Annotated in this window: 8 protein-coding genes; 1 reads left to right on the plus strand and 7 read right to left on the minus strand. The window is 41.0% G+C overall.

Features of this window, described 5'->3' with window-relative positions; genetic code table 11:
* Positions 1–517: 517 nt before the first annotated feature.
* The 3 genes from F6K06_RS17550 to F6K06_RS17560 all read right to left on the minus strand — a co-directional run bounded on the left by F6K06_RS17550 (position 518) and on the right by F6K06_RS17560 (position 6,034).
* Positions 518–2,188 (minus strand): DUF3352 domain-containing protein, encoded by a 1,671-nt coding sequence (locus F6K06_RS17550; protein ID WP_287243901.1) that lies wholly within the window; start codon positions 2,186–2,188, stop codon positions 518–520.
* 500 nt (positions 2,189–2,688) lie between these two features.
* Positions 2,689–4,791: an ATP-binding protein gene (locus F6K06_RS17555; RefSeq protein ID WP_287243900.1), complete on the minus strand. Its 2,103-nt coding sequence runs from the start codon at positions 4,789–4,791 to the stop codon at positions 2,689–2,691.
* Positions 4,792–4,846: 55 nt separating this feature from the next.
* The gene (locus F6K06_RS17560; RefSeq protein ID WP_287243899.1) at positions 4,847–6,034 is read right to left on the minus strand and encodes a YbjN domain-containing protein; all 1,188 of its coding nucleotides are present in this window, start codon (positions 6,032–6,034) and stop codon (positions 4,847–4,849) included.
* Positions 6,035–6,218: 184 nt separating this feature from the next.
* Between F6K06_RS17560 and F6K06_RS17565 the strand changes: the two genes are divergently transcribed.
* Positions 6,219–6,656, plus strand: a complete 438-nt coding sequence (locus F6K06_RS17565) for a hypothetical protein (RefSeq protein WP_287243898.1) — start codon at positions 6,219–6,221, stop codon at positions 6,654–6,656.
* Positions 6,657–6,769: 113 nt separating this feature from the next.
* On the opposite strand, the gene F6K06_RS17570 is transcribed toward F6K06_RS17565, so the two are convergent.
* From F6K06_RS17570 to F6K06_RS17585, 4 genes are all read right to left on the minus strand, one after another.
* Positions 6,770–11,806, minus strand: a complete 5,037-nt coding sequence (locus F6K06_RS17570) for a DUF4157 domain-containing protein (RefSeq protein WP_287323278.1) — start codon at positions 11,804–11,806, stop codon at positions 6,770–6,772.
* A gap of 14 nt (positions 11,807–11,820) precedes the next feature.
* Positions 11,821–12,048, minus strand: a complete 228-nt coding sequence (locus F6K06_RS17575) for a hypothetical protein (protein ID WP_124145270.1) — start codon at positions 12,046–12,048, stop codon at positions 11,821–11,823.
* A 194-nt stretch (positions 12,049–12,242) separates the two neighbouring features.
* Positions 12,243–14,069: a hypothetical protein gene (locus F6K06_RS17580; protein WP_124145271.1), complete on the minus strand. Its 1,827-nt coding sequence runs from the start codon at positions 14,067–14,069 to the stop codon at positions 12,243–12,245.
* A 176-nt stretch (positions 14,070–14,245) separates the two neighbouring features.
* Positions 14,246–14,935 (minus strand): phage tail protein, encoded by a 690-nt coding sequence (locus F6K06_RS17585; protein ID WP_124145272.1) that lies wholly within the window; start codon positions 14,933–14,935, stop codon positions 14,246–14,248.
* Positions 14,936–15,156 lie beyond the last annotated feature (221 nt).

The following is a 15,156-nucleotide window of genomic DNA, read 5'->3' on the forward strand; positions in this document are numbered from 1 at the left end:
TTGTCGGTAGAGTTTTTCCAACTCTTCGATACTTTTGTGTGGTTCTAGCTTTAACAATCTCGGCATGGCGATCGCCCAACTCTTACTATTCATCCCTTAATTTATCAGGTTTAATTTTTTTATACCGATGCTACCGGATTTGATATAATTAGTTATAAAAAAACTTTCTCCTTCTTCTCCTGTTGTTCTTCTTTATTACCTCTTTCCTCCTGACTCCTGACTCCTGAATCCTGACTCCTCCGTAGTTATTTATTTATCACTGTTTAACCGGACATGATATAAAATCACTAGCGACACTCTCAACTGGTGAGGTATTTCCTGGTGCTAAATCTTATAGAAAGTTAGAAGCTAAACTCTCTCAGTTGCAATATTTAAACCGACATAAAACTAAGTTCTCTAGCAATGGGAAAAAGGCTAAACTATAGCTGGAATCTGCTGTATGTTGGGTTTCATTCTTCAACCCAACCTACGCCTGTAGCAAGATTCTATGTCACAGATTACTTTTGACTCTTGACTTCTAAAACTCCTGTTTTTTCAATTTGACAAAAATATCATAATTAGTTGTACGATTATTACTTACAATAGACGTCACTCCAATAGATTCCATACCATCTATCCAAACTTTTTGATTTGGAGGTAGTTGCGGAATAGAAAGATTTTGAGGATTGAAACTTTTACTAATATCAAGGAAAAAATTACCGTTAAAAGATTCTGACTCTGGTGGTAAACTTTTTTGTAATACCGCACTTTCAGCCATAGAAGTTGTTGGCGCGGGTAAAATTTGATTCTCTACAGAACCTCCTAATGTAAAAAATGCCACATTCCCATTCAACCAACCACGAATTACGGTAAAACCACCAAATGGTGAAGTCCACTTAACAACAGCTTCTCCACTGGCAACAGCTTCACCTACCTCAAATTCTTGGTTTTTCATGGCCTCATCCAACTTTTTCAGTGACTCCTCCGCAGCACGGCGATCGCTTGTTTTGATCATAAAGACAAACCCCGCAGCAAATTTATTTAACTCATCCTTACTTTTAGGGATAGGCAGCAAAGACAAAGAATATTCTCCTGCCATCCAGTTGAGAAAATCTTCTTCTAAATTCATACCAGTTGTATTCTTAACAGCTTGACGCAATGTTTCTGGGTTAATCGGAGCTACTGGGTTAGCTGCTGCATTTTTGACATAATCAGACCACATTTTCTGTAAATTACTGCCAGATATCATCATCAAAGCATTTCCCGGAATTCGATTTAACATTTCCATAGCTTTGTTTTCTACGGTAAACTTTTTCTGACTATTAGGTTTTAGCCAAGAAATAGCTTTTAAATTTATACCTTCAGGAACTAAATTGATGCTAGCTGCCACTCCTTGGTTATCCTCAAGTTGTTTGAGATTTTCCTCAGAAACAGGAGTAATAGATTTACTAGAACTATAAGCAGCAGCAACAGGAATATTCACATATACCAAACCAAAGGGTGAAGGAGTTTCCAGTTTCTTGATCGCTTCTGTATAACCAGGAACTTTTGCCAGAGACTCGTCTCCTTTATAAATATCGATCGCCTGATTTATTGAAGTCTGGGAGTCAGTAATTACTAAATACTGATTCCCCAATGCTGCAGCAGAAATATCTTGCTTGGGCACTCCTTCCGTTTCTGTGATTTCAATACCTCTATAAGTACGTTTAACTAATTGACCTTTTTGAAGAGAGCGTGGTCGGTCTAAAACTTGTTTGGCCTTAACTGGATCGGCGATCGGCAAGACCACCACAGTTGCTTGTTGAGCTGGAGGTGGAGGAGGAGAGTCGGGAGCAGTAGAGTTAGCTGGTTCTAGAGTTTGCTTGCGCAATAAAGCAATCATTATTTCCTCTCCTACCCAAGGTTGAATATCTCGTTGATAGTTATAACCATAAGTCGTGAGAAAGCGATCGCGCAGTTGCCCCAATAGATTTTTAAAAGCAGTTTGAGATTCTGGTGTGCCAAACTGTTGCAGTCTTTCCCATTGACTGGGGTTACTAGAGACAGAAATAGTCATCATTACATCTTTGGGCACAACTTCAGCACCTACTGGCAAATTATCTGCTGTTTCTTTGGAAGCTACTATAATGTAGCCAGCGACACTACCAATAATCATTAATACGGTTGCCCCTAGTAAGGTTAAGGGTAAGGTTTTATCTTGTTTTTTCATTTTTAATTAAAATAGGAAGTAAGGAATAGGAGTTGGCTAGAGGTAATAATATTTGTATCAAAATATTTATTCAAATGGTATTATAGATATATACAAAAATAATTTGCTATAAATTCAAAATTATATCAAGACTTATCCATAAACGCTATTGGTAGGGTGTGTTAGCGGTATCTTAACTGAGCAAAACCCTATATCTATTGTCAGCGCGTAAGTTCCGATATAGGCCCAGTAGGGTGTGCTTTGCTGTCGCATAACTCCGTTAACGCTCCACGACATGTTTGCAGAGCATGACTATAGGAAAAAGCGGTAGTGTAACGCACAAAACCCTATATCTATTGTCAGTGCGTAAGTCCCGATATAATTATTCAAGATAGGGAGTAGAGGAGATGGGAGCAAATTTCAACCTTTTTCCCTATTCTCTAACTGAACCTCCTGACTTCTGACTTTTGAATTATGACTTTTGACTTCTATGATAGTTGTTTATTGTAATTTAACGCTTATCACCCTGTGAGGACATTATCCCATACCTTACCCATTTTCTGATACTCACGCCTAATTCCTTGTAAAAGATGTTCCATCATTACTGCACTGTCAGCTTCAGCAGCGAGGAACGCAGCAGCTAAGGCAATATTTTTAATATTCCCACCACTCAATTTAAACTGCCTTGCCAAAAAATCAAAATCTATATCTGGTGACAAGGGGATTTCCTCAGTCCAAATTCCTTCCCAAATCTGCCGACGACTTGCTTCATCTGGTGAGGGAAAGTGAACCGTAAACGCTAACCTACGCACGAATGCTTCATCCAAATTTTGACGCAGATTTGTCGTCAGAATTGATATACCTTCATATTCTTCCATTTTCTGCAATAGATAGCCAATTTCAATATTGGCGTAGCGGTCATGGGAATCTCTAACTTCAGAACGCTTGCCAAACAAAGCATCTGCTTCGTCAAACAGCAGGATGGCGTTAGCTGTTTCCGCAGCTAGAAAAATGCGGTTCAGATTTTTCTCTGTCTCCCCAATGTATTTACTGACAACCTGGGATAAATCAATTTTGTATAGTTCAAGCTGTAGTTCATTGGCGATAACTTCCGCAGCCATTGTTTTGCCTGTACCCGGTGGACCAGAAAATAATACATTTAAACCTTTACCAATAGACAGCTTGCGGTGAAAACCCCACTTATCATAAACGATATGACGATACTTTGCTTGATTGCAAATTTCTTTGAGTTGAGCAAGTTGATCCGTTGGTAAGATAATGTCTTGCCAATTATACTTAGAGTTAACTTTGCGAGCTAATTCAGTTAAATTATTACCAGATTGCTCGCGAGCTGCTACTAATAGATCGTTTAGACTAGGTTGAATTGTATTGTTTAATGGCAATTCCTCAAATTCTGAAGCAGCAACCCACAAAGCTTGATTAGAGGCATTTTTAACTGCACCAGCTATTTGTTCTGAATTCAAACGAAAACGATTAGCAAGGGTATCTAGTTGGCGATCGCTAAGTACAATTCCTTTGGATTCCAAATTTGCTTGCCAGTGTATACGCCGTTGGGAAAAATCAGGCAGAGGAAAAGGCACAGTAATCACACCCTTCATATCGAAAGTTGCTACCCACGACTGTACTCCCGATAAGATTACCACATCTTTCACCTCAGCTAGTCTATCAAGTAAGCTTTTATATAACAGATGCTGCTCTTTCGTCTGTAGTGCATCTAAACTTTCCAGATAGAGGATAGCATTGTGAAAACAAGCTTCACGGAACAATAATTTGAGCAATTGGTCAAAGTCTTCCTTAATTGCTAAAGCTTGAGGTAAGTCGGCAATTAATAACTGCCTGTTAAGTTGAGCTGCAAGAGCGATCGCCCCACGGCGTTTCTCAGCAGGATGCAAACCAGAGAAATAGATAAGTAAAAGTTGGTGTGTATTTTGAGCTTGGGTGATTAGTTTAGGAAGTATCCGCTTGATTTCATCCCGAATGGGGAATTTTTCCTCAACAGCAGGATGAGCTAATAATTGACACCATGATTCTAAACGTGGTTCAAGTCCCTTTTGTTTTAAGAGAAAATGGATAACCTGATCGTCTAGCTTCAGATAATAGGATAATATTGGTGGCTTAACCTGATGGGGGTCAGGAATTAAGTGAAGTAAGCCATGTTTGATTAAGGGTGCATCAGGAGCAAAATGGACTCGTTGCAGCAGTTTTGCTTCAGCAGAAGGACAGAGTAAATTTAGGGCTAAATCAACACTAGGTCGCTTGCGAGTAACATCATCCTGAAGATAGGCATAGAGACGCTCGTAACGCAAATCAATTTCTGGAGCTAGAGCAATTAGCATCAAGTCCAAATCAAATTCAGACAAATCGAAAGTTTGTTTTAGCCAGTTTAATGGTATAATTTTAGTTTGAACAGATTCAGTATCTACTGCAAACAAAGGTATCCCGGGTTGACGATCTAGGAGTCTGTTGACCTCATCTGGATCGATACGAAGACCTCGATAAGGGTCATTAGCAGCTTCTGAACCGTAGAAAGTTTGTGCTTTTATTACTGCTTGCTCTAGTAATTTATCTAGCTTTTGTAATGCTGAGAGCAGGTCATTGAACATTTGTGGTATTTTAATATGTGTAGTTCAGAGAATTTATCAGTTTGGATGTATCGCACTACAAGATCCTGCGGTCGCTTTCGATGATGGCGATCGCTTCTTCTGGTAAGATATTCTCATCCATCACTGCCCGGATACCCGGTAAGTAGTAATCCATAATCGCAACGTTAGCATACACCAACCGTTTGATGACTTTATATGTCAGGATGTTGCCTTCAACAGCAATGCTGGTTTTGTAGCGAATTTCACCATCGTTAAAGTCCATCTCGAAATTGCCGATGATTAAACCATAGTTGATACGGGTGAGTAGTTCTGCCATGGCCAATCGTTTTTCTTCAGAGACCAATTCAGGGTAGATCGAATAAAAAACAAATTGTTCTTCAGTTTCTCTAGCTTGAGCATAACAGTTCCAGAGACCGTTTTTGCCCTGGTAGGCCATTTGTAAAACGGATTGTCCTTGGAGTTTGGTGAAGGTCCAATCGTCTTTCGTGAAGTAGGCAATGATGGTTGTCAGGATGGATTCTTCACGGGCCAAATCGTCAGTCTCGTTATTATCATCCTCAGAAAAAGCGTTATCGAGCCAGGTTTCAAATCCTTCAAAGAGGTTGGTGATTCCTTTGACGAGTTCCTCAGCAATATCTTCGGTTGCAGCGCTAAGGTTGGCAGCAGCCCAGTTTTCGGCAAAGTTGGTGATGCCTTCGGCAATTTGTTCCCTGGCGGTTTCCGGATGGTTAAGGATTGTTGGATTGACGTAATTCCAAAAGGTGGTATAGCCTGTTTGGCCAGAGTCTTGGTCTTGTTTGACAGATAGGCAGAACCAATTTTCGGTGTTGAGGAGGGGATTGGAGGACAATGGTGACTGTGGTTCGGTTTCAGAGGGGGAAGCAGTTGGAGGCAAAGAAGTCTGTTGGCTGAGGTTAGTGAGATAGGTCGCAACAGCTTCAGGGGTGTTGGCGTATTCTGAGAGTTGGGGGAGTAAGTCTGGTTTGAGGGTGATTTCCAGTTTAAGATTACGATCAGGCAAGAAATCACCGTTAGAGAAGGTACCACGAAATTCAGGGTTGAGGTTAAAGAGGGAGTGGGTTTCGATTTGTTGGTAGGTTGCAGGACTGACTTGGAGGGTCAGACGACATTCGTTGGGAGTGTTTTCTTGGTTAGTGAGGGCAAGGTTGACAAAACGAGTGGTCAAGGAAACTTGCGTGTCACTATTAAAAATTAAATTATGATTGAGTTGATAATTATCCATAGCTAAATTTTTGGAAATGTCTAATAATACCAGTTCGCGTTCAGAAACGTAACTTTGAATTAAGTTCCTAGTCTGCTTTATTAAGTTAGATAAGCTGTTTCGGATTCACTCAGATTTTGAAAATTACACTTTAGAAGGCGAATTGGTATAAATAAATCTAAGTTAATAAGTGAAGAGGAAAAAAATGACTGCCATTTACTTGTGTGAAGCTGTAGAAAAGAAAGATACTTTTTTGAAGCTCCGTGTTTATATCATCAATCCTGAGTGTCCTAGATTCTACTACTCCAAAAGTTTTATTTTAAACCTCCTATTTGATTATAGTAACCCTCAAAAAAGTGGTGACATTCTCGTCAAATTACCACTTTATCTATCTATTCCTCGATATTCGTTTAATGTGCACAATTATTTTCTTGAATTAAAGGATGAAATCATCAGTGATATTAATGTAAGGCAACAAATCAACTATTATCCCGATGAAGGGAGTCTAGAAATTCAGAATTGGAAAACACAACTAGCTGAGCTTCCTCTATGTGTTTTTGATATTTGGTTAACTGATAAAAAATGGATAATGCATATCGATGAAAAAGATAAATGGACTTCAGGCGCTACTGACTGGGAGTAATATTATAGAAGAAAGATAGCATAAGTAATTCGACAGAATTATTTCGCAGACTTTCAGGCTGTAAGTGTGATACAAGAACCTTTGTGCTGAAAGTGCAAAGTCGTTCAGTTTATCTAGGTTCCTGAAATTATGGTGGAAATACCCAACTTCTTCATCTTTTCTTGTGACATTAGCTTCAATCCTAGGCTGGTCGCCTCGGCCTCATAAAATGATTTGATATTTTGAATATCTGTTTTATCTAAAAATTCTTTTTTTATGCTTTTCTCGATATTAGTAGTCAAATATCTTGCCCATGTATATGCAGTTTTTTGTGCATCTTTTTGTTCTTTTCTAGCTTTCAAATAACGCTGAATATTGTTCTTAATACCTCTTATATTATTGTCTTTCAAAACAGTCTTTTGTTGAGCAATCATAGCAGCATCTCGATAAGGAATAGGTGCTCCAGGAATAATATGATTTTTCAACTGTGTTTTATAAGGCATATTTTTATTGGCTTCTTTATACTGAAGTGAAATCTTGAAGTTTTTAGGAAAATAACTAGCAGCAGCTCTTAATTCTGTTCCATCTTCTTTAGTTTCAACAACATCTGGTCCAGAGTTATAGTTAACAAAGACTTCAAATTTGTAAATATATTTATCACTATTATCCTTGATAAAATTTTCCACTCCAGTTAAGAATTGAGAATTTACTTGTGCTGTACCCCAAGCGACATTCCATACTTTGAAGGGACCATGCATAGCCTCAGTCAAAAGATGTACTTTTCGCCAATCTCTCTTTGAAGTTTTGCCACTTTTAGATAAAGTTGTTTTATTAATATATTCAATGACTTCATCTGCACCAATTTTAAGACTAGTATTAGTTCCTTCACCTCTTGTATTACCCTCGACCTTAGTTAAAGGATCGGCAACTACTCGTTTGGCTTTGCCGTTAGCCATGGTATAAGTGACTTTCGAGGCGACAAAACCCTTGGGTAAAGCATCGCCATTTGCTAATTCTGTAGTAAGTTTTTTTAGGCGTTGATCTATCTCGGTTTTAATATCTTTAGTTCTATTGGTTTGATAGCTCTTGCTAGCTGTACTTAATTGAGCTGAGGTTGTTTCTGTATATTCTCTCAAATCTTTAGAAATACCTTCAGCATTACTGAGTGCTTTACTCTGACTGGCAGTCAGTTTAGGCTCCGAGTTCCTTCGTTTACTTATAAGTTCTTCTATAGTCATTGCTTCACTAGCTACCATTAGTACAGCTTTCTTGCCCTTTCTAGTGAAATAAGCAGTATGCATTTGACCATCACTTGCTTTAAATTTCTTCTTAATTTTCCACCATGCAAGCAAAGCTGACACACCAGCCTTAACTTTTTTCTTAGCTTTCTTAGCAACTGCTTTCCCCTTCTTCAACAACTTCTTCGCAAATTTGACCATCCTGTCAATCAACTTATCAACAATCTTATTGACAGGTTTCGCAACTTTACCGATAATATTTTTCACCGTCTTACCAATACCACCTAAACCAGCAAGGGATGCCAGCAAACTAATCACAACAGGCAAGCTCCGACTCAAGGCATCTTCAACGGCTTGTTTTGCCTGGGAAAGATTACCAGAGGCAATGGCTGTAATGGAGTTGTAAACCGACATAACAAAATCTTTAATTTGCTGGAAACGTTCTACCAGGAACATGACAAAATCAAATATCAGTTTCAGCAACTTGGCGATCGCTCCCGCAGGAGTCAACAAACCCAACAACCAGGCAATACCTTCTTTGGCAACGGTCTTAATCACAAAATCCTGAATCCCAGATATCACAGTTTCTTTGAGATTGGAGAAACTCTGTTTGACCTCTTCCCATAAAGCTGCTGGCCCTTCATTGACCAGTTTCTGAACAATTTCTATTCCCTTTTCTACTCCATCAATTACCTGGGCAGCGGGCGGGAATTTCTTGATCACCTTGGCCTTGATATTTTCATAGGTTAATCCCAAAATCTGCATCACCAGAGATAGAATTCCTTTGGCATCAAAAGTTTCCGGTAGGGACAGATTCACTTCTGACAGTGCCCCCGTCAGCCAACCAATCAGTCCTTTAATCAGATGTTGTTGAATATTCTTGGTAAAATTACTAACCCCGCCGCCGATCGCCTCCATTACATTATTGAAGAATGTCTTAGGATCTTTCAGGATGGCCATGACTTGACCTGCGGCGCGATCGATAAAGTCAAAGATAGGTTTAGAGTCAATTCCAGCAATATCACAGGCAGCCTGAAGAGCAACTTTTAGAGCTTCAGCAAAGTCGCCAGTAATTACTGCACCAGCAATCTGTACTGCTGCCTTCAAAGCAGTTTGGTAGACTGAAAGAATCTTATCCAGTCCAGCAGCTAAACCATCAGCAACGGCTTCCACTCCAGCTATGGCTGCATCTGCCACCACATTTACTCCCTCGATCGCCGTATCGACTACGCTATCAATGCCGTCATTAATCCGCTTGGCCAGATTTGGGAAACGGTCTTTGAGGTACTTATTAACCTGATTTTTAGCCCAATCTCGGAATTTATTCAGCTTGTCAATCACCCAGTTACGAGCCTTATTGATGAGTGCTATTGCTGCATTCTTAGCTTTCTCGATAATGGTTTTGACCGCATCACGCAGGGCTGTAAAAATATCATCAATGGCACTCGTAATCGCCTTAACCGCACTTTTAACCGCACTAACGGCTCGATCCCACCAACTATCCTTTTCCTGAGACTTTTCTAGTTCCTTCTTCTTATCCGCTGCTTTTTTCTCACTCGCTTCTTTCTCTTTTTCTGCCTTCTCCTCACCCTTTTCCAGTTCCTTATCAGCTTCTCCTTCCGACTTCTCCACCCGATCGCCAATCTCCTTGCGGTTGGCAACCTGTTCCCGATCGGCTTCAGTTATAAATTCATTGACCTGATCGTAGGAATCATCAATGCCCTCTTGCTGCTGCTGGGCTACTTCCTGGCGATTGGCTACGACAATATCTCGTTGATCCTTGTCAGCTTTCTGATTAACGGCGACAGCGTCTAACTTAGCCTGATTAATTTTCGCAGCTTTATCCTTATCCCGCGTTTTGACGGCATCCTGAGTCTGGGTTTTTGCCTCTGCCAGGTTAGCATCTAGGGTAGGTTTCAACAATTTATCTGCATGGTTACGGACATCCGGTGGCAAAGGCGCATTGACATAATCCATTGCCCCAGTATCAGCAGGTGTTTCAATAGAGACAAAAGCTTCTGAACTCAGTTGAGCTGTTTTCTCTTCATTCACCTCCTTCGGTTGAATATTCTGTTGTCCTGGGTGCTGCTTAAAGGTATTCGCCGTCATGTCTCGTTGGGCTTTGAGCTGAGATTCCGCATCACTCTGCTGATTAGCCATGCGTTGGGGATCTGCTTCGCCCTTAAGTTCCACATTTTCGCGCTCTCCAGCACTGGTGTTTACTCCTGCATCAGTAGAGATACTGCTGAGAAAACCCTTGATATTGTTGCGAAACCAGCCTAGGAAAGAATTGTCATCTTGTCGATCTACCAGTTTTTCCTTTTCTTTATTGTTAGGGAGTGTCCCTAAATTTTCTGGAGGACTGGCTTTCAATTCACCCGGATCTGTCTGAGTTACTCCATCACTGATTTCTGCCCCCCCTGCCGAAATCTGTTCAGGAGCTTTCACCCCTTCCTCCACTGTGCCGCTTGTCTTAGCAACTAAGGTAGGAGCATTTTCAACCTCAGCTTGCTGCTCCTGTTTCAGGTTGCTGTCAAGCTGAGTACCGAGGTTGGGTTGGGTTGCTGCGATTTCGGATGGACTGGACTCCATAAACTTGCTCAGTGCCTGGTCGGATGCTCCTTCGAGAGAAAGAGAGCTAACCTCTGCAACCTCTTCCTCTCCAATGGCAGAAGGTTTTTCTAACTCAAGTGCAACGTCTGATTCCGATTCCTCTGCCGTTGATTTGAGAGATGGTTCGGTGTCCTCAACTTTTGTTTCTACACTCTCTTGAGAAGCAACATCATTTTTACCCCCATCTGTTTTGGGTTCAGGCTCAGTTTTAGTGTCTAGAGACTTATTACCACCTGCCTCCTCAGAACTTAGGGGTGGCAAGGAAGGTTCTAGCGCAGTTGGTGCTTGCTCAGGGTCAGATGGCTCTGCAACAAAGGCAGAAGGCGACTTAGGTTGTTGCTGGAGAGTGTGAACTAATTCATGGGCAAACAACTGCTTTCCTACGGTGGACTCAGGGGCGTAGCGACCGCTGCCAAAGAAGATATCCTGACCGACGGTAAATGCTTGGGCGTTGAGATCGCGGGCGGCACTGGCCGCTCGGTCGTCTGTATGCACCCGCACGTTGCTGAAGTCATAGCCAAAGCGCGGTTCCATAAAGGCACGGGTTGAGTCTGACAGGGGTTGACCACTCCCTCTAGCGGACTGGATGCGAGCTTCTAGATTGGCAGATACGTTAGGGGTTTGACCAGGGGCAGCTTTGGTTTGAACCTTTTCCTCCTCTTCGTCAGTTTGTCGTTGGAGCATTTGGACTTTTTCGTTTTCTTCCTCTTCTTCCATTTGACGTTGAACTAAAGGAGTAATGGGCTTGGCCTGAACCTCCTCTTCTTCTTCCATTTGACGTTGAACCAGAGGAGTAATGGGCTTGGCTTGAACCTCCTCCTCTTCTTCCATTTGACGTTGAACCAAGGGAGTAATGGGTTTAGTTTGAACCTCCTCCTCTTCTTCCATTTGACGTTGAGCCAAGGGAGTAATGGCCTTGGTTTGAACCTCCTCCTCTTCTTCCATTTGACGTTGAGCCAAGGGAGTAATGGCCTTGGTTTGAACTTCCTCCTCTTCTTCCATTTGACGTTGAACCAAGGGAGTAATGGGTTTAGTTTGAACCTCCTCCTCTTCCGTTTGACGCTGCACTTGTGGTGCTGGGGTACGCATTACAGTAGCTGCGACCTGATCAGCTTCTTGTTCATAAGTGTCCCCAGGCTGGCCAACTGTCATTTTTGTTTGAATCAGACGATTAACTGCCTGATTGCCCAGTTGTTGTTGGAGTTGCAGAATAGGGTGAACTGGGCTATTAATCGACAACGGTGGTTGAGTAGCCACTGAAGCCTTTCTCTGATTGTTTGCTTCTGTTGTTTTGATTTGAGTTGTTCGTTGATTACCCATAAGGTTCACCTTAATCAATTAGTTAGGGGACTTGTGGCATCTTCCTCAAGATTTTGAGCGTCGTTTTCTTCTGGTGTTTGAGATTCAGCTAGCAATTCTTCTAATATCTGTATTGCACCACTTATCCGAAATAAAGTCTCTCTGAGGTTGGTCTGTTTGGTCTCCAAATCAGACAGCGTTTTTTTTCCAGATTCAAATTCAGCTTTTAGACTAGCAATGCGTTTTTCTATTTTATCTTTCATATAGCAATCAGGAATGATTTATGAGACAACTTGAGGCTATAACTGAGTTAGGCAGGCAATCGGATCTCACAACTGTCCGGATAATTAGTGATCAAAAAACTTGCTCCTCCTGTTCCCCTCCACGGTCGGGGGAGGGGCGAGGGGTGGGTTTACTCCCTCGTTATTTAAACTATTCAACCGGACATGATATTAAGCTACTGTATGACATCTCTTATAGTATCGCCAACTATGACATCTCTTATAGTATCGCCAACTATGACATCTCTGATAATACCATCGCCACGAGTCGATGAACCTGCTCTAAAAGTAATTCCATCTAAAGAAACCCAAGCGCTACTTCCACTAATTCTTTGTACTCTTCCATTAGAAAAAATATCAACCCTACCAATAGTATTATTATAAGTTGCAACACTATGAAGTTCTCGAGCAGCAGGTCTATATCCTACTGGCAATGTAAAAATTGTGTTGGCTGTGCCATTTCTGACTAGACCTTTAAGGTGAACTATACCTAGGCTATCTTTAAAGTAGCCAGCACTGTTGTAACCACTACCGTAATTAACCCAGCCATTTTGGAGTGTTGGAGTTTGCCAGCTTTCTTGCTGTAAAGTAGTTTCACCTCCGGTAACAACTAATTTAGCACTTGGGTTCTTTGTACCGATACCAACATTGCCAGATCCTCTAATAACAAGTGCAGTTTCTTCAATTCCATCGTTACCTGTATTAACAAAAGCAATACCTCCATCAGGGTTACGGCCATTACCATCAGTTTTTTCGATCACTAAAGCATCTAGAGGACTTTCAAAGAAATCGGCATCGTACCTGAGTCGGAAACCATCACCTGTAGGCGGACCAGATTCATTGGTACTATGGAAGAGCAAAGTTCCAGTCTTTGCTAATTTTAAAGCACCTGCCACCTCTAATATGGCGCTAGGATTTAATGTACCGATACCAACATTGCCATTCTGAACAGTTAGCACGTCAGCCGTATTGCTACCAAGCATTAGTCGGTGGGTTCCGCCTTGAGCACAAATACGAACATCGCCAGCACCATTTCCACTTGTAGCAACTCCAATCTTTAAGCGATGGGTATTGTTGCCAATTTTCAAGTCGCCTTCTGTAGTTGTTAAATTCCAATTTCCTCCACTTACAGTCAGCGGACCTGTAACGTTTAAAGCATCATCTATTTGTAATATTCCAGAGGAGTGGGTGGAACGCAACACCCCATTAATGCTAACTTCATCGTTATCATCATTACCCAAGGAAACATTACCTTCAATATGTTCTGTATCACGAGCAATCACATCTCCAGTTATTTCAAGATTGCCCGAAACAGTTAAGTTTCCACCAATGCTAACATTGTTAGTAACATTCAGGGGAGTATTCACATTTCCAGTTACTGCAAAATCTCCAGAAACTGTCAGGTTGCCACCAATGTCAACATTACCACCAACACTCAAAGCATCTTGAATATTCAAAGGTCCTGAGAATTCTGCTCCCGGTGGAATATGAACACTAGCTAACCTGCGGACGGAATTATCAATAGTATCAACATCAACATTACCACTATCATCCAATTGAACCTCAGCTAGGAGAACCACTGCACCATCATCAGCAGGCTGTGTACTGCTTGTTTCAAGTTGAGGACGCTCAGTAGTACGAGTATATTTGATTTCACTCCCCAATGTGTAGCTGTCTGCCTCATCCTCGAAGTCTTGAACAGCAAGTGTAATATAAACTGTACTTCCTGCTGCAAATTCAGATAAGCTTACCGTTTTTATATCAGCAGGTTGCTCTTCTAGAACAACAATTTCCTTACCTTCGCTATCAATAGCCATCCCATTATTAACTGAGACTTGTTTATCTCCAGATTTATTAATTTCTAGTCCTGTTACCACACCCCAAGTATGCAGGGAGCGATTATGCAGATGGCGCATTCGGCGATGGTAAGCTTGTTCGTCCCGAAAATCGTTTTCTACTAAAAATTGGGATGTAAAATAGTTCAAACGTTTAATTTCAGTCATAATTTTTATCTCCAATAAAAAATCAGTTGCTAGTGCAGGATGGCGGAAATAACTAACCAGTTAAAAAAGGTTCAAAAGCTTGTACAATAACCTTTCTTCCCTTCTGCCTTCTGCTATCCTAGATAACTAAAGCTATCCTAGATAACTAAAGCTATCCTGCCTTCTGCCTTTTTGCACTAGGTCTCAGAAACAATTCCCAGTAGTGTATTAATCCCTACGGTTGAATATTTACCAATTCGCATACTGGGAAACTCAATATTAAGTTTGTAATAGGTATGAGCAGGCTTTTCTAATTCAATAATGGCACGAGCTATTGCCTCTTGTCTTGCTTGTTCTTTGGGAGAAGCTCGTGGTAGAGCTATGGTAATCTCGAAGAAGTGAGCTGGGCCACCACCAACGTAGGTATTTTGACCAACAGTTGAAGATACGCCTACCTGAAATGCTGAAACAACAGGTTCTTTAATAATGGGTTCGCCTTTAGTAAAAATTTTCAGCAGTTGTATCAGGTTTTCTTTAGTTCCTCGAAAGCGATAGCGTTGCACGATGCTGGCTACAAAGTCACGCTGTACCCCTGGTGCTAGATCTGCCCGTAGGCTTAAAGCTGTCCAACTAGCTAGCCACGACAAAAACTCTTTGGGTGTCTCTTGGGGATCGAAAAGTGTGGCAATATCCGCAATAGTTGTTTCTAAACCTTGAGGTTGAAACTTGATATCTTGGCTCAGAGGCGGAAATTTAATATCATCCTTAATACCCAATAATACCTTTTCAAATGCTAGCAAGAATTGACCGAGAAAAGGCTCGGTGTGATGGATGAGGGGCAGATAATCTAGAAGTTTACTTGGCGATCGCCTGGCTTTAGATGACATTAGCTGTCTCCTTATTTTTCAAGATGGGAATGAATTTTATACCAAATTCAAAAAAGGTAGTTACATCTTAGTTGATGATTTCTTCCTACAAGAAAAAAATATAAATTCCATAAATTCTAACAATTTAACCTTTTTTTCTCTTTTTTTATTCTGTTTTTCTTTCCCTATTCCCTATTCCCTATTCCCTATTCCCTGTGCCATGACTGTAGCAATATTTTATG

The sequence above is a fragment of the Okeania sp. SIO1H4 genome (genome assembly GCF_010672695.1).
In the GTDB taxonomy this organism is placed as follows: domain Bacteria; phylum Cyanobacteriota; class Cyanobacteriia; order Cyanobacteriales; family Microcoleaceae; genus Okeania; species Okeania hirsuta.

What these genes read in the sequence shown, in the direction of transcription:
- F6K06_RS17550 (WP_287243901.1), bottom strand. Translation starts at nt 2,188, where the DNA reads ATGAAAAAACAAGATAAAACCTTACCCTTAACCTTACTAGGGGCAACC.
- F6K06_RS17555 (WP_287243900.1), bottom strand. Translation starts at nt 4,791, where the DNA reads ATGTTCAATGACCTGCTCTCAGCATTACAAAAGCTAGATAAATTACTA.
- F6K06_RS17560 (WP_287243899.1), bottom strand. Translation starts at nt 6,034, where the DNA reads ATGGATAATTATCAACTCAATCATAATTTAATTTTTAATAGTGACACG.
- F6K06_RS17565 (WP_287243898.1), top strand. Translation starts at nt 6,219, where the DNA reads ATGACTGCCATTTACTTGTGTGAAGCTGTAGAAAAGAAAGATACTTTT.
- F6K06_RS17570 (WP_287323278.1), bottom strand. Translation starts at nt 11,806, where the DNA reads ATGGGTAATCAACGAACAACTCAAATCAAAACAACAGAAGCAAACAAT.
- F6K06_RS17575 (WP_124145270.1), bottom strand. Translation starts at nt 12,048, where the DNA reads ATGAAAGATAAAATAGAAAAACGCATTGCTAGTCTAAAAGCTGAATTT.
- F6K06_RS17580 (WP_124145271.1), bottom strand. Translation starts at nt 14,069, where the DNA reads ATGACTGAAATTAAACGTTTGAACTATTTTACATCCCAATTTTTAGTA.
- F6K06_RS17585 (WP_124145272.1), bottom strand. Translation starts at nt 14,935, where the DNA reads ATGTCATCTAAAGCCAGGCGATCGCCAAGTAAACTTCTAGATTATCTG.